The following is a 25023-nucleotide window of genomic DNA, read 5'->3' as shown; positions in this document are numbered from 1 at the left end:
GAGTGGAAAGTGTGAGAGAGGAAACTAGTGCTGGAGGTGTAGTGGTTTTTGGCAATGCTATACTATTATTAAAAAAATATAATGGAGATTGGGTACTGCCAAAGGGAAAAATAGAGTCTTGTGAAACCATTCAAGAAACTGCTATAAGAGAGGTATATGAAGAAGCTGGAGTGAAGGTGGAAGTGCTAAAGTATTTAGGAGAAATCCACTATACTTTTAAAAATAGTTGGGAAGATAATGATATGATTAATAAAACGGTACATTGGTTCTTAATGCAATCTAGATCCATTCATTGTATACCATTAAAGGAAGAAGGATTTATTGATGCTAAGTTCATTCATATTAATCGTGCCGTAGATTTAGCGAAATATGATGATGAAAAGGAAATTATACAAAAAGCTATTCGACATATTAAGAAGACCTCACAAAAATAAGTGGTGAGGTCTTCGTTATAAAATATTAAGTTATTGAGGCTGAAAAGTTGTACAAAGAGCTTCGTCTGAAGAATTAGCCATTTCGCTGTTTCCTTTAGCATTTACTTCAAGCTTTGGAGCAAAGCAATAATCTGTTTCGTTGAACTTACAGTTTTGTACATGGCACATTACTTCCATTCTTGGATGTTGTTTCATCTTGCGCACCTCCTTAAAATATAGGATAAATAGGCTCATATATATTTTGTACATTTGTAAAAAAATTATAGGTAATTTGTTTTTGGAAAATACTACATAAAAAGATTATTGAAGGTTGTGATAATATGTCCTTTTCAGGAAACACGAAATCAGAATTAGCAAGAATTATTCCCCAAGAAGATTGTTGTAAATTGGCGGAATTGGCAGCATTAATTAGAATGAGTGGGGTCCTTCAGTTAACAGGATTAAAAAAATTTAATGTAAGAATTAATACTGAAAATCCTTCTACTGCAAGAAAAATATTTAAATATATTAAAGAATTGTTTCAAATTCATGTAGAGGTATTGATAAGGAAAAATGCTAGATTAAAGAAGAATAACCATTATATGATGTTGATTACCCATTCTATGGGAAGTGCTATCATCTTAGAAAAAGTAGGGATATTTAAAGACTATAATAACTCCTTTGATATAACCTATGAGATCCCCAGCCAGATTCTTACAAAACCCTGCTGTAAAAGGGCTTATTTAAGAGGAGCCTTTTTAGGTGGAGGCTCTATAAGTGCTCCTGAAAAAACCTATCATTTAGAGTTTGTCACCAATAGTCCAGAGCACAGTGAGGATTTGAAAAATCTTATCAATGAATTCCAGCTTAATGCTAAAATTGTTGAAAGAAAAGGAAGTTATGTGGTTTATATTAAAGAGGGGGACCAGGTGGTGGATACCCTTAATATTATTGGGGCCCATAAAGCTTTGTTGGATTTAGAAAACATTCGTATTTATAAACAAATGCGTAATGATATCAATAGAATTGTTAATTGTGAAACTGCCAACTTAAGTAAAACAGTCAATGCTTCTATGAGACAAATAGAAAATATACAATATATAAAAGATACAATAGGAATTAGGGAATTACCCTTAGGATTAAGGGAAATTGCAGAGCTTCGACTAAAATATCAGGATGCCAGTCTAAAGGAACTGGGCCAAATGTTAAATCCATCCATCGGTAAATCAGGAGTAAATCATCGTTTAAGAAAGATAGAAGAAATAGCCCAGAGATTACAAAAAAAATGGGACCATAAGGGTAACTAGGAAAAAAGTACTAATTAACAATAAAATCTTATCATTTGTAGAAAAATGGTAGGATTTTATTTTTTTTTGTAGAATTTGTTTTATTTAGGGATAAATTGATAAAATATACATATTTAAATATCGTTTTTAAAATTAAAAACTGAACATTAATATGAGAGGGGGGGGGTTAATGTTGAAAATTAATACTTCTGCATTAGTAGCTGGTATGATATTGAGAAAACCTATTTTTGATAAAGAAGGAAGATTATTAATCGATGAAGGAACATCGATTAAGGAATTTTATATAGAGAGGTTAAAGAACCATAGAATTGAAACTGTTTATATAGATTGGAGAGGAAATCATTCTTCTGAGGTAGAAAAAGCCATTATAGAGGAAACAAGAAGAGAAGCTTTAAACACAATTAAGAATACTGTTGAGGGTATACAAATATGTAGAACAATTAATATTGAGAAGTTGCAGCAGGCTATAATAAAAATTATTGAAAAATTAATAGATAATGAAGATATTCTTATTTATTTAACCGATATAAAAACCCTTGATGACTATACCTTTGGTCACAGTGTGAATGTGTGTATTTTTTCATTAATTACTGGACTTGCTTTGGACTTTACAAAAGAAGACTTAGAGGTGTTAGGCATAGGGGCACTATTACATGATATAGGAAAGCTTCATGTCCCTAATACTATTTTAAATAAACCTGGTATGTTAACAGATGAAGAATATAATGAGATGAAAAAACATTCTGTTTGTGGTTATGAAATTGTAAAAAATATAAAGGGATTAAAAGATGAAATCCGTTGGATTATTCGAGATCACCATGAAAGGTATGATGGTACAGGATATCCTAATAAGCTTTGGGGTAAGAATATTCATATTTTTCCTCGAATTGTTGCTATTTGTGATGTATATGATGCATTAACCTCCAACAGAGTTTATAGAAAAGGTATTGAACTCCATGAAGCTATTGAGTACTTAATTGCTATGGGAAATCATCAATTTGACTATGAGTTAGTAAAGGTTTTTTTAAGGCATCTGTCTATTTATCCCGTAGGGACTTTAGTAAAACTAAGATCTGGGGAAAAAGGAATTGTAGTCAATATCCATAAGGATTGGCCCACAAGACCCATCATTAAACTAGTAGGTGACAATGAAGAACATCCTATTGAGGAGTTAGAAGAAATTGATTTGACAAAGCATTTAAGTAATAGTATCGTTTCTATTTTAAAAGCAGTATAAAATAAGGTCTGATTCATATCGGGCCTTATTTATTTGCAAAAAATAAATGTAAATAATAAATTTTTAAAAAAATTAGACGTTTTGGTGACGGTGGATTTATATAATTAATTTTAAAGAGCATAATAAATAAAAATTTTAAAAAGGAGTGTTGATTATGATAAGCAATGTAGATATTTCTAAAGCAATGACAATCAAATTAGATAATGTTTTACCAGAATATCCCGAATTTGCTGAGGGTATTCGTAGAGCACCGGACAGGGGCTTTAAGCTAACACCAGCTCAAACAGAGGTTGCATTGAAAAATGCATTAAGATACATCCCAGAAGAACTACATGAAGTTGTAGCACCAGAATTTTTAGAAGAATTAACAACACTAGGAAGAATTTATGGCTATCGTTTTAGACCAGAAGGAAACCTTAAAGGAAAATCAATTGACGAATATAAAGGAAATTGCATCGAAGGAAAAGCTTTCCAAGTAATGATGGATAACAACCTAGACTTTGATATCGCCCTTTATCCATATGAATTAGTTACCTATGGAGAAACAGGTAAAGTATGCCAAAACTGGATGCAGTATAGACTAATCAAAAAATATCTTGAAATTATGACAAATGAACAAACATTAGTTATTGAATCAGGACATCCATTAGGTTTATTTAAATCTAAGCCAGATGCACCAAGAGTAATTATTACAAATGCCCTAATGATAGGTATGTTTGACAATCCAAAGGATTGGGATGTTGCAGAACAAATGGGTGTAGCTAACTATGGTCAAATGACAGCTGGTGGATGGATGTATATTGGACCACAGGGAATTGTGCATGGTACATTCAATACCCTATTAAATGCAGGAAGAAAAATCTTAGGATTAGGTCAAGATGAAGACTTAAGAGGAGTCTTATTTATAACATCAGGTCTTGGTGGTATGAGTGGTGCGCAACCAAAGGCCATCGAAATTGCTAATGGTGTTGGAATTGTTGCTGAAGTGGACTACTCAAGAATTAAGACAAGACATGATCAAGGTTGGGTAAGCCTAGTTTCTAGCGATTTAGCAGAAGTATTTAGGGTAGCTCAAGAATATATAGAAAAAAGAGAGCCTATTTCCATCGCTTATCATGGAAATGTTGTAGACCTACTACAATATGCAGTTGATAACAATATACACATTCCATTACTTTCTGACCAAACCTCCTGCCATGCGGTATACGAAGGTGGATACTGTCCACAAGGGGTTACCTTTGATGAAAGAACAGATTTATTAAAAAACAATAGAGCTAAATTCGAGGAATTAGTTGATGAGACATTAAGAAATCATTTTGATTTAATTAAGACCTTAGTAGCAAGGGGAACTTATTTCTTTGATTATGGTAATGCCTTCATGAAATCCGTTTATGATGCAGGGGTTATGGAAATTTCTAAAAATGGTATCGATGATAAAGATGGTTTTATCTTCCCATCCTACGTAGAAGATATTATGGGACCAGAGTTATTTGACTATGGCTATGGACCATTTAGATGGGTATGCTTAAGTGGTAAGCATGAAGATTTAATGAAAACCGATAAGGCAGCTATGGACTTAATCGATCCAAATAGAAGAGGTCAAGATAGAGACAATTATGTATGGATTAGAGATGCAGAGAAAAATCAAATGGTTGTTGGAACACAAGCCAGAATCCTATACCAAGATGCTATGGGTAGAACAAGAATAGCACTTAAATTCAATGAAATGGTAAGAAACGGTGAAGTAGGACCAATTATGCTAGGTAGAGATCATCATGACGTAAGTGGTACAGATTCACCTTTCAGAGAAACCTCCAATATTAAAGATGGTAGTAATGTTATGGCAGATATGGCTACCCAATGTTTTGCAGGAAATGCTGCAAGAGGTATGAGCTTAATTGCACTACACAACGGTGGTGGTGTAGGTATAGGTAAATCTATCAACGGTGGATTTGGTATGGTATTAGACGGCAGCGAAAGAGTAGATAACATCTTAAAGTCAGCTATGCCTTGGGACGTAATGGGTGGTGTTGCTCGCCGTGCATGGGCAAGAAATGAAAACTCTATTACAACTAGTATGGAATACAACCAAGAGTTTGGTGACACAGACCATATTACACTACCTTTTATTCCTAAAGAGGATTTAGTAAAAGGTTTAGTTGCAAAGGTATTTGAAAATAGAAAGTAAAAAAGCAGGTAACTATTAATAATACATTAGCTATGCAACAATTTATCTTATAGATAGTTGCATAGCTATCTTAGACAATAAAAAATTTTAACAATCTCTGAAAAATAAATTACAGAATAATTTACAACTTTAGGAAAAGTATGTTTTAATATAATAAAGAGAGGTGGATGAATCATGAGTAATAAGAAAAAAATTGTTCAATGTGTTCCAAACTTCAGTGAAGGTAGAGATTTAGAAAAGATAGAAAAAATTGTAGATGCTTTTAGAGGTAAAGAAGGAGTAAAGCTTTTAGATTATAGCAGCGATGCAGATCATAACAGATCGGTTGTAACTGTTATAGGAGAACCAGAAGCTGTTAAAAATGCCATGATAGAAGCTATAGGAACTGCAATACAAGTAATCGATATGACAAAGCATGAAGGACAACATCCAAGAATGGGTGCTACTGACGTTGTTCCTTTTATTCCAATTAAAAACGTAAGTATGACAGAGGCGGTTGAATTAGCTAAGGAAGTAGCTAAAGAAGCTGCTGAAAAATATAATTTACCTATTTACTTATATGAAAAGGCTGCTTCAACCCCAGCTAGAGAAAACTTAGCTCAGGTAAGAAAAGGTCAATTTGAAGGTATGGCGGAGAAGGTACAGCAACCAGAATGGTATCCAGATTTTGGACCCCATGAAATCCACCCAACTGCTGGTGTTACTGGTGTTGCGGCTAGAATGCCATTAGTAGCCTATAACGTAAATCTAGACACTGATAAATTAGAAATTGCTGACAAGATTGCAAAAAGCGTAAGACATCTTAGTGGTGGATTAAGATACTGCAAAGGTATGGGTGTAGAATTAAAGGACAGAGGTATTGTTCAAGTTTCTATGAATATGACAGATTATACAAAATCTGCTTTATATAGAGTGTTTGAGTTAATTAGAATAGAAGCTAAGAGATATGGTGTAAATGTAGTAGGAAGTGAAATTGTTGGCTCTGTACCAATGGAGGCCCTAGTGGATACAGCAGCCTACTATCTTGGACTTGAAGACTTTACTATGGAACAAGTATTAGAAGCAAGGTTAATGGAGTAGTGATGATGATGAAAAAAGGAAGTTTATTGATAAAAAATGCTGCAGAACTAGTAACCTGCAGAGGATTTCAAGCCAAAAAAGGCAAAGAAATGTCTGAACTACATATCATTGCCAATGGCGCTGTCGTAGTGGAGGAAGGCATCATCAAAGCTGTGGGCACTACCGAGGAAATACTAAAAGCTTACAATGAAGAAAATTATGAAGTAATCGATGCTACCGGTAAGGCAGTATTACCAGGCTTTGTGGATTCCCATACCCACCTTGTTTTTGGAGGATATAGAGCTGAAGAATTTTCATGGAGGCTTCGTGGTGATGACTATATGTCCATCATGGAAAGAGGTGGTGGTATTCTAAGTAGTGTAAAATCTACTAAGGAAGCCACAAAAGAAGAATTGTTTGAAAGTGCAAAAAAACGTTTGGATTCTATGCTATCCTTTGGTGTAACCACAGTTGAGGCAAAAAGTGGTTATGGGTTAGACTATGAAACAGAAATCAAACAATTAGAAGTAGCAAAGGAAGTAAATGAACATCATCCTGTAGATGTGGTGAGTACCTTCTTAGGAGCCCATGCTGTACCAAAGGAATATAAGGGTAAGGAAGATACTTTTATAGACTTTTTTATCGAGAAGGTTATGCCAGAGGTGGTAGAAAGGGATTTAGCAGAGTTCTGTGATATTTTCTGTGAAAAAAATGTATTCTCTGTTGAAGATTCTAGAAAATTGCTCACAAAAGCAAAGGAAATGGGCTTTAAAATTAAGCTTCATGCAGATGAAATTGTTCAATTAGGCGGTGCTGAACTGGCGGCAGAGCTAGGTGCAACTTCTGCAGATCATTTATTGCAGGCTTCAGATAAAGGGATTCAAGCCATGGCTGAGGCTGGTGTCATAACCACCCTACTTCCTGGAACAGCCTTTAGTTTAAAAGAAGATTTTGCTAGAGCCAGATATATGATTGATCATAATTGTGCTGTAGCATTGGCCACAGACTTAAACCCAGGGAGTTGCTTTACAGAATCTATTCCTCTAATCTTTGCTTTGGCCACCCTTTATATGGGTATGTCTACAGAGGAAGCCATTACAGCTTTAACAATTAATGGAGCAGCTGCTGTGGATAGAGCTGATACCATTGGTAGTATAGATGTAGGAAAAAAAGGAGATATTATTATTTTGGAATTTCCTTCCTACAAATTTATTCCTTATCATGTTGGTGTAAGCACAGTAGAAAAGGTAGTAAAAGAAGGTAAATTAGTTTTCGACAAACAAAAATAAAGGTCAGGAGGATCACAAATGAGTTTTAAAAGTGATATTGAAATTGCTCAAGAGGCTAAATTGCAAGACATAAGAGAAATAGCAAAGAAATTAGACCTAACAGAAGAGGATATTGAGCTTTATGGAAAGCATAAGGCAAAGGTGGACTACAACCTGTTAAAGAAGGACAAGGCTGGTAAAAAAGCAAAGCTTATTTTAGTATCAGCTATTAACCCTACTCCAGCAGGAGAAGGTAAAACTACTACTACTATCGGTACTTCTGATGCATTATCTCGTTTAGGGAAAAAGACGATTGTAGCATTAAGAGAGCCATCCTTAGGTCCAGTATTTGGGGTAAAGGGTGGTGCAGCAGGTGGTGGTTATGCGCAAGTGGTTCCAATGGAAGACATTAACCTTCACTTTACAGGAGACTTCCATGCAATAGGTGCAGCCAACAACCTATTGGCGGCTATATTAGATAACCATATCAACCATGGCAACCAATTAGGAATAGACAATAGAAAAATTACATGGCGTAGAGTTGTAGATATGAACGATCGTCAGCTTAGAAATATCGTTAACGGTATGGGTGGTAGAGGCAATGGTGTCGTAAGAGAAGATGGATTCGATATTACTGTTGCATCTGAGGTTATGGCAGCCTTTTGTTTAGCTAACGATATCATAGACTTAAAAGAAAGATTAGGCAATATCATTGTAGCCTATACAAGAGATGATAGACCAATTACAGCTAAAGACTTAAATGCCCATGGCGCCATGGCAGCCCTATTAAAGGATGCATTGAAGCCTAACCTAGTACAAACCCTAGAAGGAACACCGGCCTTTATACATGGAGGACCTTTTGCAAATATCGCCCATGGTTGTAACTCTGTAATAGCAACAAAGATGGCAATGCATTTTGCTGACTATGTTGTAACAGAAGCAGGTTTTGGAGCAGATCTTGGAGCAGAAAAATTCCTAGACATCAAATGTAGAAAAGCAGATATCAAGCCAGATGCAGTAATCATCGTAGCAACAGTAAGAGCACTAAAATACAATGGTGGTGTTCCAAAGGATCAATTAAACCAAGAGAACCTAGAGGCCCTAGAAAAGGGATTACCAAACCTATTAAAGCACGTAGAAAACGTTACAAAAGTATTCAAGTTACCAGCAGTGGTAGCCATAAATAGATTCCCACTAGACACTGAAGCAGAATTAGAGTTAGTAAGAAGCAAGTGTAAAGAGCTAGGTGTAAATGTAGCATTATCAGAAGTATGGGCAAAAGGTGGAGAAGGTGGAGAAGAATTAGCAAAAGAAGTATTAAGATTGACAGAGGAAGAAAGTCAACTTGAGTATGTATATCCCCTGGATATGCCAATCAAAGATAAAATTAATGCAATTGTAACAAAAATTTATGGTGCTGATGGGGTAGATTTCACACCTGCAGCATCAAAGGAAATAGACAAATTAGAAAAGTTAGGTTTTGGCAATTTGCCAATCTGTATGGCTAAAACCCAATACTCTTTAAGTGATAACGCAAGTTTATTGGGAAGACCAGAAGGCTTTAATATCACTGTAAGACAAATTAAAGTATCAGCAGGGGCAGGCTTCATTGTAGTTCTAACAGGTGAAGTAATGACTATGCCAGGATTACCTAAGGTACCATCTGCTGAAAGAATTGATGTTGATGAAAAAGGAACAATTAGTGGATTATTCTAAATAGAGAAAAGAGGCGAAAATAAATGTTAGGGAATATGTCAGTAAAAGATTTTTTAGAGAAAACAGCCTCCAGTGATCCAGTTCCTGGTGGGGGAAGTATAGCAGCCCTAAGTGCAGCTACAGCTGCTGCCTTAACAGAAATGGTGGCTAATTTAACAATAGGTAAAAAGAAGTATGTAGAAGTAGAAGAAGAAATGAAGGAAATTGCTAAGACTAACATTGCAGCAAGAGAAGAGCTTATTGGGGATATTGATAGAGATTCAGATGCTTATAACAAGGTAATGGATGCCTTCAAGTTACCTAAGGAGACAGAAGAAGAGATAGCTGCAAGAAAAGATGCTATTCAAGAAGCTACAAAAACTGCGGCCCTAGTACCTTTAGAAGTAGCTAAAAAAGCCTTTGATTTAATGGAGAATATTGAAAAGGTTGTTGTGAAAGGCAATCAAAATGCTGTTACCGATGGTGCTGTAGCAGCCATGATGGCAAGAACTGCTGTTCTTTCAGCTTTATACAATGTCAAAATCAATCTAGGTTCTATAAAAGATACAGCTTTTGTAGAAAAGGTTTCTGGAGAAGTAGCAGAATTAGAGGCTAAAGTAGAAACTACAGAAAAGAGCATTCTTTCTAAAGTAGTTCTATAAAAAATCAATTTTTAAAAACTAGAAGGTAATAATTTCCTTCTAGTTTTTTTATGCCTAATAAAAATTATACTGTTGTTAATAGCACTATTATGAAAGACGACTTCTTTGGCGATCATATTATGTAAACATGATAGGGGTAATACCAAAATACTTTTATGACTTTTTGATGTCTATTTTCTATAAAAATCATAAAAAATCTTTTTACAACTCCCTTTTCTTATATACTTTACATTATAGATTATTGGATAAGTAATTTGGCATTAGGAAAACGTTATTTTAAATCCCGTAGAAAATTTGTATAAAAGAAAGGGGGATACATAGGGAAATTATACACAAAAAAATATTGTTTTAAAGCAAAATGGAATAAAAGGAGGCCTATTTATCATGTAGAATAATTACTATCCACAAAACCTAGGAATTATTAAAGTAAATACTTAAATTAAAATTTAAACCAATGTAAAATCATTTATGCGTTATATATAGAATTAAATTAACTAATGAATTAATCAACTAATAAAGAAACGTATCCACAATATATGGTGAAATATGTATTATTAAAAATATATTATCTAAATTCTATTGAAAAAACCTTTAAAAATGCTTGACAGAATTATTTTATTCTCTGAAATATGAGCTATATAAGCTTATGGTTGAATTTGGTAGTAACTAAAAACTAAATTAATTTTAGGAGGGGTTCAAGTATGATAGAGAAAACGAGACGATCTGAAACCATGGCTAAGTTTATTTTGTTAAATCTTTTGGGAATTTTTATGTTTTTTGTACCAATAACCATTGGTGGGAGGAACTCTATAGCAATTGACCATATTGTGACCTTTATTCGCCAAATTCCTTACTTTGGGATAGTTTATGCTGGAATAGTAATTACCATAGGGGCAATATTGCCATTTGTTAAAAAAACCTGGAATAAGGATACTGTCAATACTATTTTTTCAATTTTTAAAGTGTTAGCAATATTTGTATATATTGCAGCGGTATTTAATCTGGGACCAGACAGCATACAGACTCCAGGAATGTTACCGTTTGTCTTTAATAGAGTAGTTATTCCGGTGACAATGCTGGTTCCTGTGGGAGCAGTATTTTTAGCGTTTTTAATGAATTATGGTTTTATGGAATTTGTTGGTGTTTTTATGCAGCCTATTATGCGTCCTATATGGAAGACACCAGGTCGTTCTGCTGTCGATGCAGTGGCGTCTTTTGTAGGCAGTTATTCCGTAGGACTTCTTATTACCAATAGAGTATATAAAGAAGGTTATTATTCCACTAAGGAAGCCAGTATTATAGCAACTGGATTTTCCACGGTTTCTGCAACCTTCATGATAGTTGTAGCTAATACATTAGGGTTAATGGACAAATGGAATACATATTTTTGGGGTACTCTTGTAATAACCTTTATTGTAACAGCAATAACCACAAGAATTTATCCTTTGGCAAAAAAATCAGATAAGGGTTATAATGATAAGAAAATTATATCTGAACCCATCGCTCAACGAGGAAAGCTGTTTTCTACTGCGTTGGAAGAAGGACTCGAAGCTTGTGAAGAGGCTCCTGGGGTAGTAGAAGGAATTGTAAAGAATTTTAAAGACGGAATAGGTCTTGCTCTTGCTATAGGCCCTACATTGATGTCCATTGGATTTTTCGGCCTTGTACTGGCTGAGTTTACTCCTGTATTTGATATCATGGGATATATCTTTCTCCCCTTTACAATGCTTTTAGGGTTTGGAGCTGAAGCTACATTGCTGGCTAAGGCCTGTGCAATAAGTCTTGCAGAAATGTTCCTTCCCGCCAGCATAGTTGCTTCTGCTTCTCCAGCTGTTCAAGGGGTTATAGCTATAGTATGTGTTTCTGAAATACTCTTTTTCTCAGCTTCTATTCCTTGTATTTTGTCAACAGAAATTGATATTGATATTAAAGACCTTATAATTATATGGGTAGAAAGAATCATTTTATCATTACTTTTGGCAACGCCTTTTGTTCATTTGTTTATTGTATAAGGGCTATGTTAAAGATAGATGTTGACATTGTATAAATAAAACTATGACAAGATATTGAGGGATTGTTCCTCTGAGTATGGGGAAGAGTGTTAGATCCTTCTGTTTCCTCAGGATGACAGCATTCAAGAATTCATAGAATGGGAAAATCAACAATAGCCTTTAACAGAGCCTATATAATAAATAGGACTAATTATTATAAATTCTTCACCATAAATTTTCATTTTTAAAATTCCATTTTACTACTAACATCAAATTACTCTCAACTATATATAACGCATAAATAATTGTACTATTGGTTTAAATTTTAATTCAAGTATCTCCTCTAACGATCCTATTATGTTTAAATAGTAGGATTGTTAGAGGAGTAGTTATGTATAATAGTAATCTTAAGAAATCAGTTTAATGAAACACCTGAGATGGTGATAAATAGATTCTGTGTGTAAAGGTAATTTCTCTTATGGATTATATATACTTTAAGAAATTATTTAAAAATGTTAGAATGTATATAGGCTCAATTCAAATCATTGTCTTAGACAGCACTAATGAATTAGCAAAAAAGGTATTAAAACATTAGCATAAGATAAGAAAGGAAAGGAGGAATCATAGATGCAACATAGCAGCCTAGAAGAATTAAAGAAATATATACCCTATTTCATACAATTGGTTTCTGCAGATATGAATATAGGTATATATAATAAAGAAATATGTATTGGTAGTTTTTATACTGAAAACTTTGATTTAGGTGTGAGGGAAGGAGATAAAATTCCTGCTGGAGGTGCAACTGCTGAGGCCATAAGAACAGGAGAAAAAATTATTAAAGAGATTCCAAAAGAGGTTTTGGGTATACCCTATATAGCCACTAGTATACCTATTATAGATGAAGCTGGAACAGTAATCGGTGTCATCACAGCAGCTGAATCTATTGACAAAAAAGAAAAGCTTGTGGATATGGCAAATACCCTTTCTTCTACAATGGAGGAGATAACTGCCACGGTGGAAGAGATAACTGCTTCTACACAACAGGTTGCTGATTTAGGTGGGAATATAGAAAATCTATCGGGAAAAAACCTGGAAAATGTCAAGCAGACTGATGATGTACTGAAATTTGTATACACAATCGCTAAGCAAACAAAGCTTTTAGGACTAAATGCCAGTATAGAAGCTGCTAGAGCAGGGGCAGCTGGAAGTAGTTTTAAAATTGTTGCGGGAGAAGTCAGTAAATTAGCAGAAAGTAGTGCAGAGTCTACTAAAAAAATTAATGATATATTACAGTCTATTAAAACAGAAAATACAAACATGTGGGATCAAAGTAGAAATATTTCCTACATATTACAGCAGTTGGCAGCATCTACCCAAGAAATAAGTGCATCTATTCAATCCTTAAGCTCAATAGCAGAAGAACTTTTGCACTTATCCCAAAATATTCAAGCTATAGAGAAATAAAAGGCTATAATCAGCAACAATATATGACTAACAATTACAGCAAAAGTATACATAATATTATTGATTCTAACAAAGCTAACATTCTAATTTTAAGGAGGAAGGCTTTGTTTTATTTTTCTTTATAGTTTATAATAAGAATGTATATTACAAAATAAGAAATGTTTTATTAAAAATAGTTAACATTATAATATTAATTATCCAAGAAGAGGGAGATTATATGGCGGAAATTTATGTGAAGTTATTTAATACACCTAGTCTACATAAAGATAACGAAAAAATATTTTTGCCCTTTCGAAAGGCAGAAGCACTATTCTATTATTTAATGGTCCATAAGGAGGCTACTAGAGAGGTCTTGGTTAACCTTTTATGGGGAGAAATTGAAGAAGAAACCGCCAAGAAAAATTTACGTAATGCTATGTATAAAATTAGAAAAGCCTTTGATTTGGATATTATTATATCTCCTCAAAAATCCATTGTCATGCTAAATCCTGATATTGAAATAATAAGTGATTTAAAGGATTTTCTAGAGGATTCTGACAAAGGGATCCAAGCCTATACTGGGGATTTTCTTCAAGGGTTTTCTGTGAAGGATGGAGAGACTTTTGAGAATTGGATGTTTACAACCAGAGAATCCTTTAAAGATATGTATATTAAAAAACTATATAAAAAAATACGTCTATTGTTAGAAAAAAAGGATTATAATACTGCGGAACAATATGGAAAGAAATTAGTTGCTGTAGATATTTTTGATGAGCGGGCATATCGAACATTAATGGAGATATATACCTATCAAGGAGCCAACAATAAGGCAATAGACACCTATAATCGATTATGTGAAATATTAGATCAAGAATTAGGCGTTACCCCTGATAATCAAACAAAAGACATGTTCAGGAATATATTGGCCAACAGGGATAATAGTGAAACAAATAAACCAGGAACCTTAGAAGATTTCTTCTATGGAAGAAATAAAGAAGTACAATTACTTGAAAATAATTATAGAAATTTTTTAGATAAAAAGGCCTATAACTCCATTCTTATAACAGGAGAAGCTGGAATAGGTAAAACTAGATTAAAGGACCATTTGTTGAAATCTATTGACAAAGAAGAGGTGCATTTACTGGAAACCAACTGCTATCAAGCGGAGGAGGAATACTTCCTTAAACCTTGGAACAGTATCTTTACTAGATTATCACAAATTTTGCAAAAGGAAAAAATAGAAATTCCTTCTATGTGGAATAACATATTTGCATCTATATTTCCTAGTTTTGTAGTGGAAAACACCACAACTTCTGTCAATGTGATTGAAGAGTTAAACCATTTTAAATATAGGGTTGTAGAGGATGCTGTCTTAGGTCTTTTAAAGAAGGTAGCTGACAAGAAAAAAATAGTTATTGTTTTCGAAGATTTACAGTGGATAGATACTATGAGTTTATCTCTGTTAAGTAGCATCTTGACTCAGGAACAAGGAAAAAATCTATTGTTTATAGCAACCTGTAGAGATGAATTTGCTGAGAAAATAGACACTTTTATAACTAAGGTGAAAAAATATCAAGGGATTGAAGAAATCCATATACCTAGGTTTACTCCATTAGAAGTGGCAGATTTTATTAAAAAGGCAATTCCCTCCAAAAACACAAAGGACACTATAATAAATAAAATATACAAAGAAACAGAGGGTAATACATTTTTTATTATGGAGTACCTCAATTCCATTAAGGAGAATAACAATTTTGAAAAAATAACCCCAAAAATGCAGGACATTCTTAAAAGTAGATTTTTAGATATATCTCGAGAAGGGAAAAAACTTCTTAATATTATCTCTCTATTTTTTGATAAAGCACCATTAGACATTATAAAGATTTTGATGGATAGAGATGATTTAGAAGTGATGGAGATTGTAGATGAGATAAGACATAAAAATATTATTAAAGAAATAGAAGAAGGTCATTATATAAGCTTTGAATTTACTCATTTAAAGCTAAGAGAATTTATATATCTACAACAGTCCTCGGCTATGAGGAAAGTACTTCACAATAAGGTGGGAAGTATTTTAGAAAATGAATTAAAGAATGATAAACGGAACTTTAAAAACTATTCTAAGCTCATCTATCATTTTTCTAGTGGTGGAAATAAAATTAAAAGCTTAAAGTATAGTATAAAGCATATTAATAGTTATTTAGACTTTAGCAATGAAATTTTCCCTTCATTAAGTGATAGTTATATAGAAAGAGAAGGGGATTTTCATGTTGCAGAAAAGGAATTGACAAAATATCTCCAAGATATAGAAAAACAGTTGGATGAATTTAAAAAGCATTACACAGTATCGGAGGAAATAAGACAATTACAAATGGAGTTTTTACATGTAAAAGGGAGATACTGCATTAGAGAAGGAGAATACGACAAAGGCGTTGCTTGTATTCAAGAAATGATAAAAGAATCTCTAAATATTGAAAAGTATGACTATACATTAAAGGGTTATAGACAAATGATTAATTATTGTATACAAACCCATAATATCGAAGAAATGACCCATTATGTAGAGGTAGGATTAAAGCTAGCCCATAGGCATAACCATCAAAAAGAAATCGGGGTTTTATTAAGACTGAAGGGGCTTAATAAAATAATGGCAGGAAAATATACAGAGGCAGAGGAATTTTTAAAGCAATCTATAAAAATATTTAACGAAATTAGCAAATATGAAAGCAAGTATCTTTTAAACATTGCCGCTGCCTATAATTATATTGGAGAAATAAGAAGGTATAACATGAGATTTTCCAGTGCCCTAAGGTATTATGATAGGGCTATGGCCATATGTGAAGAAAATAGGATGATAAAAGGTTTAATGATGTTTAACACCAATGCCGGTCAAGCTGCCTTGGATATGGGGGATTATGATAGGGCTAAGACGTATTTTAAGAGGGCTATGACCTTTTATCGTCAACTAGAAATCATATGGGGACGATCTGTAGCAGAAGGATATATGTCGTTGCTGTTGGTCCGAGAAGGACGGTATAAGGAGGCTTTAAGTCACCTTAAAAGAGCAGAGGCCTATGCTAAAAAGCTAAAAAGTCCCTACCAGTTGGGTTTGTTATATAGGGTTAAAGCAGAAATAAAGGTTATGATGAAAAATAACGATCCTCTTCATAAGGTGTTTCATGCCTATATAAATGAGGATTTAGAAACCTATTGTAAGAAGGGAATCAGGTTATTAGAGGAAGTAAATCATAGCTACGAAAGAGAAATTTTAAAGGTTTTCATTAAAGAGCAGCTTAATTGATGGTATGTTAATCTAATGATAATTCGTATAGGGAGGAAAGCATCATGACTACTATAACAGGAAAACTATTGGGAAATCCTATTATTTATAAAGATAACCAACAGATCATTTTTCCCTATAAGAAGGCAGAGGCTTTATTTTACTATCTTTTAATAGAAAAAAGGGCCTCAAGAGAAATTTTAGTTAATCTTTTTTGGGGAACAGCGCCGGAAGATATGGCTAAAAAAAATTTAAGAAATGCAGTATATATGATAAAAAAAGCTTTTAATGAGGAGGTTTTAGTATCACCTCAAAGGTCAATTATCACCTTAAGTCCCCATATTCACTATGAAATTGATATAGAAGACATGGTGAAGGATAGAAAAATATTATCTTTAGAAGAGTATAACGGTGAATTTTTAGAGGGTTTTTTTGTAAGGGATGCTACTGATTTCGAAGACTGGATGTTTGATCATAGAAACAAGTATAGGGATAGCTACATCCATAAGTTGTATCAGGGTGCAAAGGATTCCTATGGAAATAATCAATTTAAAAATGCTGAGAAGTACTGTAAAATCCTTATACAGAGGGATGAGTTTGATGAAAGAGCCTATAGAATCCTTATGATGGTTTATAAATCTCAAAGAAAATATAATCAGGCCATAGAAGTTTATCATGAATTGGCACATATCCTTAACGAAGAATTATCTATAGCACCGGACACACAGACTACGAAACTATTGGAAGAAATAATAAAGGAAAAATCTATAAGAGATGCTCTAGATAAAAAACAGCATAAGGAATTCTTTTATGGAAGAGAAAAGGAGTTACAGATATTTAAAAAAATTTACGGAGAGTTTGTAAAAAAACCTAATAGTAGATCTATTATAATTACTGGTGAGGCAGGTATAGGAAAGAGTAAACTGTTGGATTATTTTATTAAATCCAGTGTTTGTGAAGAGGAGACAGTGCTTTTTACCCACTGCTACCAAGCGGAGGAAAACTATTCATTAAAACCCTGGAATAGAATTTTTTCCAAAGTTTCTAATATTATTGATGAAAGCAAGCTGGACCTGCCTATCTTGTTAAGAAATATAGTAGGTTATGTATTTCCAAGTTTTTCTACAAGCTTAGAGGTAACAGCAATAAATCCTGTAGAGAACCTAGATTCCTTAAAATACCCTATAATAGAAAATGCCATCATAGATATATTAGAGAGAGTCGCAAAATATAAAAAGATTATTCTGGTTTTTGAGGATTTGCAGTGGGCAGATGCAATGACAATGGACTTAATTAAAAGTGTTATCCTGAAAAACAGAAGTTCTTCTATTATGGTAATTACCACTTGTAGAAATGAGTATAAAGTAAAGATTGATAGATTTATAACGGAACTAAGTAGTTGTCAGTTGATAGAAAAAATCGATTTATCTAGGTTTAATAAACAAGAAACTATTAATTTTGCAAAACAGTTACTGCCTAAGTATTCCTTTCATCCTCAATTAAAGGATTTGATTTACAAAGAAACAGAGGGTAATGCCTTTTTTCTCACTGAGTTTTTAAATAATATTCAAGAAAACAGACAAGGCATTGAAATAACTGGCAAGATGGAGGATATTATTAAAAGTAGGTTTTTGAATATATCAGAGGAAGGGAAAAAAATACTAAATATTTTATCTGTATTTTTTGATGCTGTGTCTTTAGATTATTTGGAGGGATTGAGCGGCAAAACCCAAATAGAATTAATGGAGATTATTGAAGAACTACAGGACAAAAATATTTTAATGGAGGAAGAGGGAAACCAAGGTATTGAACTGGTTTTTACTCATCAAAAACTAAGGGAGTATTTATATAAAAACCTATCCCTTTCTCGAAAAAAGCTTTTGCATCATAAAGTAGGGTGTTTTATTGAAGGACAGCTTACAAGGAATAAAAAGGATATTCTTTTGTACTCCAAACTTATTTATCATTTTACCCATAGTAGTAATTGGATGGCGGTATTAAAATATAATATCAAAAACCTTGAAACCTATCTGGACTTTAATCATGAGATTTTTCCTATTGTAGATACTAAAGACCATGATACAGAAGCTTATTATTATTTAAAGCAAAAAGAAGCCAAAACAAAATTAGAGGGAATAAAAAGTCTCTTAGAAAAGATAAAAACGGAAAAATCAGGAGATAAAGAACTAAAGAAGCTAGAAATTGATTATCTTTATATGATGGGACGACTGAGTATAAAAAATGGAAATTATGATAAGGGACTTCAAACTATAAGAGAGGTAATTGTTAAGGCTTTAGAGGAAGAAGAGATTCCTTTGGCATTAAAAAGCTACAGACAAATGATTTATTACTGCGTTAATACTCAGAACCTCACACTTATGGAAGGCCTAATAGAAAAGGCCTTGCAAACTGCTGGAGAACACCATATCCATGAAGAGATAGCTATTCTCTATAGACTTAAGGGACTATTAAAGATTATGGAGGGTTTCTATGAAGAAGGAGAAGAATTATTAAAGGAAGCTATTATCATATTTAATAGCCTTTCTGATTCTTACAAATATCTTCTTAATATAGCCGCTGCCTATAACTTTATAGGTGAAAGCAAAAGACATAGTCAAAGATTTGAGGAAGCCGTTGAGTATTATAAAAAAGCCATAGCCATATGTCAAGAGAAGAAGATTGTTCGAGGTTTGGCAATCTTTCAAATCAATGCAGGGTTAGCCTATCTAGCTATGGAAGAAAACCAAAAGGCAAAGGAATATTTTAATAAAGCCTTAAAAATTTATAAGAAATTAGACTTTTTATGGGGTAGATCCATTGCCTATGGACACCTAGCCCTTCTCCTCATAAAGGAAAAACAATATGAAGAGGCTCTTCAGTATTTATTAAAGGCTGAAATCAATGCTGAAAAGCTAAAAAGTCCCTACGAGATTGCTTTGGTGCTAAGAGTTAAGGCAGAAATATCTAGAGAAATGTCGGTAAATAAAGAAGTGAAAAGAGTTTTTGATGCCTATATTGATGAAGATACTATAGCCTACTGCAATGAAGGTATTAATATTATGAAGGATATAAAAGGCTACTATGAAAGAAGTGTTTTTGAAGAGCTAAAGAAAAATTGTGAAGGTTTTTAAAAAAATATAACAGTGAAAAAGGTCAAAATCTAGCATTATTTGCGATGCTGGATTTTGACCTTTTATGGACGCTAAACTGTTAAAATTTAATCAAGTTATACAGAAGTAAGAATATATCCAAAAGTAAGAATATATATGAAGGGAGTGGTGAAGAACTGACTAACTAATAAATAAAAGGTTACACCCATTTAAAAGAAGTAACTACACTAGTTATGGGAGGTATGGAAAATATGAAAAGTGAAACAAAAAATGTGGTCAGAAAAGTTATCTTTGTTCCAATGAGTATTATTTTTATAGCAATTATATTAATGGGAATTATTAGTCCAACAGCTTTTTACAATCTTGAAGTTGCCATTTCAGATTTTCAATACAATTGGTTTGGGTGGCTTTACTCCCTGATGGCCCTTGCAAATCTTGCAATATTAGCATGGCTTTTTGTATCTAAATATGGAAGCGTTAAATTAGGTGGAGAGGATGCTAAACCTATACTTAGTAGATGGAGCTGGTTTGCTATATCTCTCTGTGGTGGAATTGGAACAGGTATCGTATTTTGGGGAATAGCTGAGCCCATTTTTCATTTGAACAGTCCTATACCTGGATTAAATCAGGTTGCAGGAAGTGCAGAAGCTGCATTATCAGCATTGTCAGTAAGTATGATTCACTGGGGAATACCGGCATATGCACATTATTGTTTATTTGGGGTTGCAGTAGGCTTTGCTATCTATAATATGAAGCTACCATTTAGAATTTCTTCTGTATTATACCCTATTTTCGGTAAGAAGAGCTTTGAGACAGTTGGAGATATAGTTGATAACGTTTGCCTATTTGCTATTGCTGTTTCTGTGTCAGCTATACTAGCAGTTGCATCATTACAATTTGGAGCTGGATTTAATGCTGTATTTGGGCTTGAGCCGAATAACCTTGTTAGAGGTATAACACTTATTGTAATAGTAGCAACTTTTATCATTTCAAGTTATACAGGATTACAAAAAGGTATCCGGCAATTATCTGACTTAAATGCTAAAGTATTTATTGGGTTGTTAGTGTTTATTTTCATATTTGGCGCTACTAGATTTTCCATGTTCTTTACTGTTGAAGCAATTGGTGAATCTATAAGTACATTTTTTACAAGAATGACTTATCTCGGTGCTATAGAAGACGACAAATGGCCAATGTGGTGGACAGTAATTTATTGGATATGGATGATTGTTTATGCACCAATGGTTGGACTATTCCTAGGTAGAATAGCTAAAGGAAGAACGATTAGAGAATTTATTATTATGAACTTAATCGTTCCTGCATCATTTGCAGTTTTATGGTTTGGTGTATTTGGATCTAACGCAATTCACTTAGAAATGACTCAAGGTGGAGAGATTTGGAATGTAATTCAGACTCAGGGACTTGAGGCATCAGTATTTAGTTTTCTACAAAACTTCCCATTAGCTTTTTTAACTAGTATTGCCTTTATGATAACATTATTCTTATCAGTAGTTACATTATGTGACTCTATGACTTCAACGGTGGCATCATTATCAATAAATGCTTCTAATGCAACGGAAGTGGAGCCGCCAAATAGCATTAAGATATTTTGGGGATTAGTAATGTCTTCTGTTGCATTTTTAAGTATTATAGCTACTACACAATCTACTGAAGGGGCAATAGATGTTATACAGTCTACAAAACTATTACCTATGACAGCAGCTTTACCTGTATTATTCATATTTGTCCTAGTAGGAATATCTATGGTTAAGATGTTTGTACAGAGAGAAAATTACGATGTAGTTTATTTCCCAGATAAAGCTAAAGTTGATTCTGAATTAATAACAGAGCTTAATGAACAATAATATATATTGTAAAGTAAAACAACTGCTTACTTCATGTATATAAATGTCCCATTAAATTCATAAACATTCGGTGATATGATGAAGGCTGAATGGCAGTAGTTGGGGTGGGTGTTTCTCTGGAATACCTACCTCTTCTTCTGTCTTTATCTGATTTTCAGTAAGTATTAAAACATCTATACCATACCTCATCAGCTTAGAGTCCTTGGCTGCTGATGCAGTCAATCAATACCCACTGCAGAGTTTGAGGTTGTTTATGGGAATGAGGAGGCAATGTTAAATAGCCTTGAAAATAAGATGAAGAACAATGAATGGGTTGTAATAACAGGATGACAGTCCCACTGGATGTTTGGCAAGTATCATTTAAAGTATCTTGAAGATAGCTGTGGGGTGTTTGGTGATGAAGAGTATTGCACCCCATTGGTAAAAACAACATTAAACAAAGCAAACCCTAAAGGGTATATCTATTGATGAAAAATTTTAGATTGGATATGAAGGATATAAAACTTGCTCTAAACAAGGTGCATGATGGTATGTCTTATCAGGAAGCCCCCATAGAGCAAATAGAAAATGTTATAAAACCCATAAAAAGCAAAATTGGTCGACCTTTTTTTGACGATGTGAATATATAATTTAAGAAGACAGACTTTTATATAAAAAGGCATAGTTTATTAGTTCCGGGAGGAACAGTATATGCTTCTAGAATTTACTGTTAATGGTGTAAAACATAAGTTAGATGAGATCCAAGAGAAAGATTACTAGACATATTAAGACAAAAGTTTATAAGTGATTCTGTAGAGATTATGAAGGCAGCTGAAGAGGATATTCTTATTTACCAGCAACACCAGAAAAAATATTAGCAGCACTTACACAGAAAAAGAATCAATAGGGGAGGGTATACTTATGGAAAAAACAAACATAATTCTCGACGGTAAAAGTCTTACCATAGAGGATGTTGATAAGGTAGCCAGAAGAGGTGCTCAGGTGGAAATCAGCCAAGAGGCAATGGCAAAGGTAGAGAAGGCTAGAGCATTTGTATTTGAGATGATCAATAGTGACACCCCTGTCTATGGCTTCAATAGAGGCGTTGGATTAAACAAGGATAGACAAGTAGTGGATAGATATTATGAAGAATATAATCGGAGCTTGATTTTATCCCATTGTGTAGCTGTAGATCCAGCTGCCAGTGAAGAGGACGTAAGAGCTATTCTTTTAGCTCGGTTAAACACACTATTGCTAGGATATACAGGAATCCAACCAGCCATTGTAACCATGTATAAAGACTTCTTAAACCATAATATTCACCCTGTTATACCTGAGAGGGGCTCCATTGGAGAAGGAGATATTACTTGTCTTTCTCATATAGGTCTTGCCATGATTGGTGAAGGAGATGTATATTATAAGGGCTTCAAAATACCTGCTGCCGAAGCTCTAGAGAAGGCTGGACTAAAGCCCATCGTTTTAGGTCCAAAGGATGGTTTAGCGATTGTATCCTCCAATGCACTGGCAGCGGGCCCTGGGGCTGTCGTTTTAAAGGATGTAGAAGACCTAATTGATATGGCAGATATTGTCTATGCCTTAACGATGGAAGGGTTTAAAGGAAACGTTACGCCTCTAGATCCTAGTCTCTATCCCATAAGACCATTACCAGGTCAGGCAGTTAGTGCAGAGGGGGTAAGGAAATATTTAGAAGGAAGCTATCTGTGGCTTCCCGGAGTAAGTGAGTCCCTACAGGATCCACTAAGCCTTAGGGGGGCTAGTCAAGTCCATGGGTCAGTTAGAGATGCACTGGAGTATGTGAAAAAGTATATGGATATTCAATTAAACACTACTGAGGATAACCCCTGTGTTCTAGTGGATGAAAAACGAATGATAGCATGCTCCAATTATGAAGTAACTACTTGGGTTTTGGGATTCGAGATGCTAGGAATTGCACTGAGTCATCTTTCTAGAATTGCATGCCATAGAACGATAAAACTAGCTACACCTAAGTTCACAGGCTTATCTAGATTTTTAACACCAGCAGATGGTAGAGTAATTGCCTATGGTACAATACAAAAAACCTTTACATCCTTAGATACGGAGATAAGACATCTATCGAATCCAGCAACAGCAGATTATTTTTCTGTAGCAGGAGAGATAGAAGATCATGCTAATAACTCACCCTTTGTTGTAAGAAAAACTGCTAAAATTATAGATAATTTATACTATATATTAGGAATTGAGGCAATGCACGCTGCTCAGGCTATTGACCTAAGAAAGGCAACTCGACTAGGAAAAGGAACGAAGGTGGCTTATGAGATGATTCGTTCGGAAATACCTTTCTTGGATGAAGATAGAAATCTTTCCATTGACATCAAAAAAGCGTATAATATAATTAAATCTAAAAAAATGTTACAGGCGGTAAAGGAAGCAGTAAATAAAGAATAAAAACAAAAGCGACGATAGTCGCTTTTGTTGTATAGAAGAAGGGATGGTAAAATGAGGAAGGTTAAAGTAGAAGATGCTATAGGGATGGTGCTGGCCCATGATTTAACAAAAATAGTTCCTGGTGAATTTAAAGGAGCTGCCTTTAAAAAGGGGCATATTATTGGCGAAGAAGATATTCTTGAATTGAAAAAAATGGGGAAGAACCATATAAACATATTAGAATTAAGGGAAGATGATCTCCATGAAGATGAGGCTGCCCTAAGGATAGCAAAGGCAGTGACTGGAGGAGGTTTTATTTTAGAAGGACCTTCAGAAGGGAAGGTTAATATTAAATCCTCCGGAAGAGGATTACTAAAAATAAATGTAGAACTATTAGAGAGGATTCATGAAATAGATTTAATCATGCTGGCTACCCTCCACAGCAATACAGTCATAGAAGAGGATAAGGTGGTGGCAGGCACACGAATCATCCCCTTAACCATAAAAAAAGAAGCAATTGAAAAAGTAGAAGCAATTTGTAAAGAGGTAGGAAAAATCATTACAATCAAAGAATTAAAGAGCTTGAAGATAGGTATTCTTGTTACGGGTTCAGAGGTTTATGAGGGCACAATTGTAGATAGATTTGGACCAGTATTAAAGAAAAAAGTAGAACAATACGGCGGTGAACTATTAGAAACCAAATATGCTCCAGACGATGTTGTGAAAATAGAAGGGGCAATTAATGAATTGATTGATAAGGGAGCAGAGGTTATATTAACCTCAGGGGGGATGTCGGTAGATGCAGATGATGTAACCCCAAGCGCCATAAGAAATGTGGCTGATAAAGTAATCACCTATGGCTCACCGGTATTACCTGGAGCCATGTTTATGCTGGCCTACAAAGGTAAAGCTACTATATTAGGTATACCAGCCTGCGGCATGTATCATAGAATCACAGTGTTTGATTTGGTGTTTCCTCGAGTACTGGCGGGAGAAATTCTTACTAGAAAAGATATATCCTCCTTAGCCCATGGAGGACTTTGTCAAAACTGTAAAGTTTGTCATTATCCTATTTGTTCCCTAGGAAGGTAGAGGAAAA

19 protein-coding genes are annotated in these 25023 nt (G+C 34.1%); 17 read left to right on the top strand and 2 right to left on the bottom strand.

Annotation, left to right across the window (positions count from 1 at the left end; genetic code table 11):
• Positions 1-11 precede the first annotated feature (11 nt).
• Positions 12-434 carry an NUDIX hydrolase gene (locus BLS22_RS12840; RefSeq protein WP_090554394.1) on the top strand — a complete coding sequence of 141 codons (423 nt, stop codon included), beginning with the start codon at positions 12-14 and terminating at the stop codon, positions 432-434.
• A 30-nt stretch (positions 435-464) separates the two neighbouring features.
• Here the strand turns inward: BLS22_RS12840 and BLS22_RS12835 are convergent, their stop codons facing one another.
• Complete coding sequence (locus tag BLS22_RS12835) at positions 465-629, bottom strand: DUF1540 domain-containing protein (RefSeq protein WP_090554392.1); 165 nt, start codon at positions 627-629, stop codon at positions 465-467.
• Between the two features lie 125 nt (positions 630-754).
• On the opposite strand from BLS22_RS12835, the gene whiA reads away from it, so the two are divergent.
• The 12 genes from whiA (at position 755) to BLS22_RS12775 (ending at position 21518) form a co-directional block, all read left to right on the top strand.
• Positions 755-1720, top strand: coding sequence for a DNA-binding protein WhiA (gene whiA, locus BLS22_RS12830; RefSeq protein ID WP_090554389.1), 966 nt, complete (start codon positions 755-757; stop codon positions 1718-1720).
• Between the two features lie 169 nt (positions 1721-1889).
• Entirely contained in the window at positions 1890-2957 is a 1068-nt protein-coding gene (locus BLS22_RS12825; RefSeq protein ID WP_176762185.1) for an HD-GYP domain-containing protein, read from the top strand.
• 154 nt (positions 2958-3111) lie between these two features.
• A complete protein-coding gene (locus tag BLS22_RS12820) occupies positions 3112-5145 on the top strand; it encodes a urocanate hydratase (RefSeq protein ID WP_090554384.1) in 2034 nt (677 codons plus the stop codon).
• 174 nt (positions 5146-5319) lie between these two features.
• The gene (gene ftcD / locus BLS22_RS12815) at positions 5320-6225 is read left to right on the top strand and encodes a glutamate formimidoyltransferase (protein WP_090554381.1); all 906 of its coding nucleotides are present in this window, start codon (positions 5320-5322) and stop codon (positions 6223-6225) included.
• 5 nt (positions 6226-6230) lie between these two features.
• Positions 6231-7493 (top strand): imidazolonepropionase, encoded by a 1263-nt coding sequence (hutI, locus tag BLS22_RS12810; protein WP_330386523.1) that lies wholly within the window; start codon positions 6231-6233, stop codon positions 7491-7493.
• A gap of 18 nt (positions 7494-7511) precedes the next feature.
• Positions 7512-9188, top strand: a complete 1677-nt coding sequence (locus BLS22_RS12805) for a formate--tetrahydrofolate ligase (protein WP_090554379.1) — start codon at positions 7512-7514, stop codon at positions 9186-9188.
• A 23-nt stretch (positions 9189-9211) separates the two neighbouring features.
• The gene (locus BLS22_RS12800; RefSeq protein WP_090554376.1) at positions 9212-9829 is read left to right on the top strand and encodes a cyclodeaminase/cyclohydrolase family protein; all 618 of its coding nucleotides are present in this window, start codon (positions 9212-9214) and stop codon (positions 9827-9829) included.
• A gap of 701 nt (positions 9830-10530) precedes the next feature.
• Positions 10531-11841, top strand: coding sequence for a YjiH family protein (locus BLS22_RS12795; RefSeq protein ID WP_090554373.1), 1311 nt, complete (start codon positions 10531-10533; stop codon positions 11839-11841).
• A gap of 606 nt (positions 11842-12447) precedes the next feature.
• Positions 12448-13284: a methyl-accepting chemotaxis protein gene (locus BLS22_RS12790; protein WP_090554370.1), complete on the top strand. Its 837-nt coding sequence runs from the start codon at positions 12448-12450 to the stop codon at positions 13282-13284.
• A gap of 217 nt (positions 13285-13501) precedes the next feature.
• A complete protein-coding gene (locus BLS22_RS12785; protein WP_090554367.1) occupies positions 13502-16564 on the top strand; it encodes an ATP-binding protein in 3063 nt (1020 codons plus the stop codon).
• Positions 16565-16608: 44 nt separating this feature from the next.
• Positions 16609-19674, top strand: coding sequence for a tetratricopeptide repeat protein (locus BLS22_RS12780; protein ID WP_090554365.1), 3066 nt, complete (start codon positions 16609-16611; stop codon positions 19672-19674).
• Between the two features lie 230 nt (positions 19675-19904).
• On the top strand, positions 19905-21518 hold the full coding sequence (locus BLS22_RS12775) for a BCCT family transporter (protein ID WP_176762184.1): 1614 nt from the start codon (positions 19905-19907) through the stop codon (positions 21516-21518).
• Positions 21519-21575: 57 nt separating this feature from the next.
• On the opposite strand, the gene BLS22_RS15210 is transcribed toward BLS22_RS12775, so the two are convergent.
• The gene (locus tag BLS22_RS15210; RefSeq protein WP_176762183.1) at positions 21576-21740 is read right to left on the bottom strand and encodes a hypothetical protein; all 165 of its coding nucleotides are present in this window, start codon (positions 21738-21740) and stop codon (positions 21576-21578) included.
• A gap of 120 nt (positions 21741-21860) precedes the next feature.
• Between BLS22_RS15210 and BLS22_RS15535 the strand changes: the two genes are divergently transcribed.
• From BLS22_RS15535 to BLS22_RS12765, 4 genes are all read left to right on the top strand, one after another.
• Complete coding sequence (locus BLS22_RS15535; RefSeq protein WP_143011290.1) at positions 21861-21986, top strand: glycine betaine ABC transporter substrate-binding protein; 126 nt, start codon at positions 21861-21863, stop codon at positions 21984-21986.
• Complete coding sequence (locus BLS22_RS15205) at positions 21986-22147, top strand: hypothetical protein (RefSeq protein WP_176762182.1); 162 nt, start codon at positions 21986-21988, stop codon at positions 22145-22147. The genes BLS22_RS15535 and BLS22_RS15205 overlap by 1 nt, the downstream gene beginning before the upstream one ends.
• Positions 22148-22418: 271 nt before the next feature.
• Positions 22419-23945, top strand: coding sequence for an HAL/PAL/TAL family ammonia-lyase (locus tag BLS22_RS12770; RefSeq protein ID WP_090554360.1), 1527 nt, complete (start codon positions 22419-22421; stop codon positions 23943-23945).
• 51 nt (positions 23946-23996) lie between these two features.
• On the top strand, positions 23997-25016 hold the full coding sequence (locus BLS22_RS12765; RefSeq protein ID WP_090554358.1) for a molybdopterin-binding protein: 1020 nt from the start codon (positions 23997-23999) through the stop codon (positions 25014-25016).
• Positions 25017-25023: the final 7 nt, after the last annotated feature.

This window comes from Natronincola ferrireducens (assembly GCF_900100845.1).
GTDB classification, from domain to species: Bacteria; Bacillota; Clostridia; order Peptostreptococcales; family Natronincolaceae; genus Natronincola_B; species Natronincola_B ferrireducens.
Note: the sequence above shows the minus strand (reverse complement) of the source record. Positions and strands in the feature narration are given on the sequence as shown.

Coding starts and splice junctions, on each gene's coding strand:
- BLS22_RS12835 (WP_090554392.1), bottom strand. CDS start 629: ATGAAACAACATCCAAGAATGGAAGTAATGTGCCATGTACAAAACTGT.
- whiA (WP_090554389.1), top strand. CDS start 755: ATGTCCTTTTCAGGAAACACGAAATCAGAATTAGCAAGAATTATTCCC.
- BLS22_RS12825 (WP_176762185.1), top strand. CDS start 1,890: ATGTTGAAAATTAATACTTCTGCATTAGTAGCTGGTATGATATTGAGA.
- BLS22_RS12820 (WP_090554384.1), top strand. CDS start 3,112: ATGATAAGCAATGTAGATATTTCTAAAGCAATGACAATCAAATTAGAT.
- ftcD (WP_090554381.1), top strand. CDS start 5,320: ATGAGTAATAAGAAAAAAATTGTTCAATGTGTTCCAAACTTCAGTGAA.
- hutI (WP_330386523.1), top strand. CDS start 6,231: ATGATGAAAAAAGGAAGTTTATTGATAAAAAATGCTGCAGAACTAGTA.
- BLS22_RS12805 (WP_090554379.1), top strand. CDS start 7,512: ATGAGTTTTAAAAGTGATATTGAAATTGCTCAAGAGGCTAAATTGCAA.
- BLS22_RS12800 (WP_090554376.1), top strand. CDS start 9,212: ATGTTAGGGAATATGTCAGTAAAAGATTTTTTAGAGAAAACAGCCTCC.
- BLS22_RS12795 (WP_090554373.1), top strand. CDS start 10,531: ATGATAGAGAAAACGAGACGATCTGAAACCATGGCTAAGTTTATTTTG.
- BLS22_RS12790 (WP_090554370.1), top strand. CDS start 12,448: ATGCAACATAGCAGCCTAGAAGAATTAAAGAAATATATACCCTATTTC.
- BLS22_RS12785 (WP_090554367.1), top strand. CDS start 13,502: ATGGCGGAAATTTATGTGAAGTTATTTAATACACCTAGTCTACATAAA.
- BLS22_RS12780 (WP_090554365.1), top strand. CDS start 16,609: ATGACTACTATAACAGGAAAACTATTGGGAAATCCTATTATTTATAAA.
- BLS22_RS12775 (WP_176762184.1), top strand. CDS start 19,905: ATGAAAAGTGAAACAAAAAATGTGGTCAGAAAAGTTATCTTTGTTCCA.
- BLS22_RS15535 (WP_143011290.1), top strand. CDS start 21,861: ATGTTTGGCAAGTATCATTTAAAGTATCTTGAAGATAGCTGTGGGGTG.
- BLS22_RS15205 (WP_176762182.1), top strand. CDS start 21,986: ATGAAAAATTTTAGATTGGATATGAAGGATATAAAACTTGCTCTAAAC.
- BLS22_RS12770 (WP_090554360.1), top strand. CDS start 22,419: ATGGAAAAAACAAACATAATTCTCGACGGTAAAAGTCTTACCATAGAG.
- BLS22_RS12765 (WP_090554358.1), top strand. CDS start 23,997: ATGAGGAAGGTTAAAGTAGAAGATGCTATAGGGATGGTGCTGGCCCAT.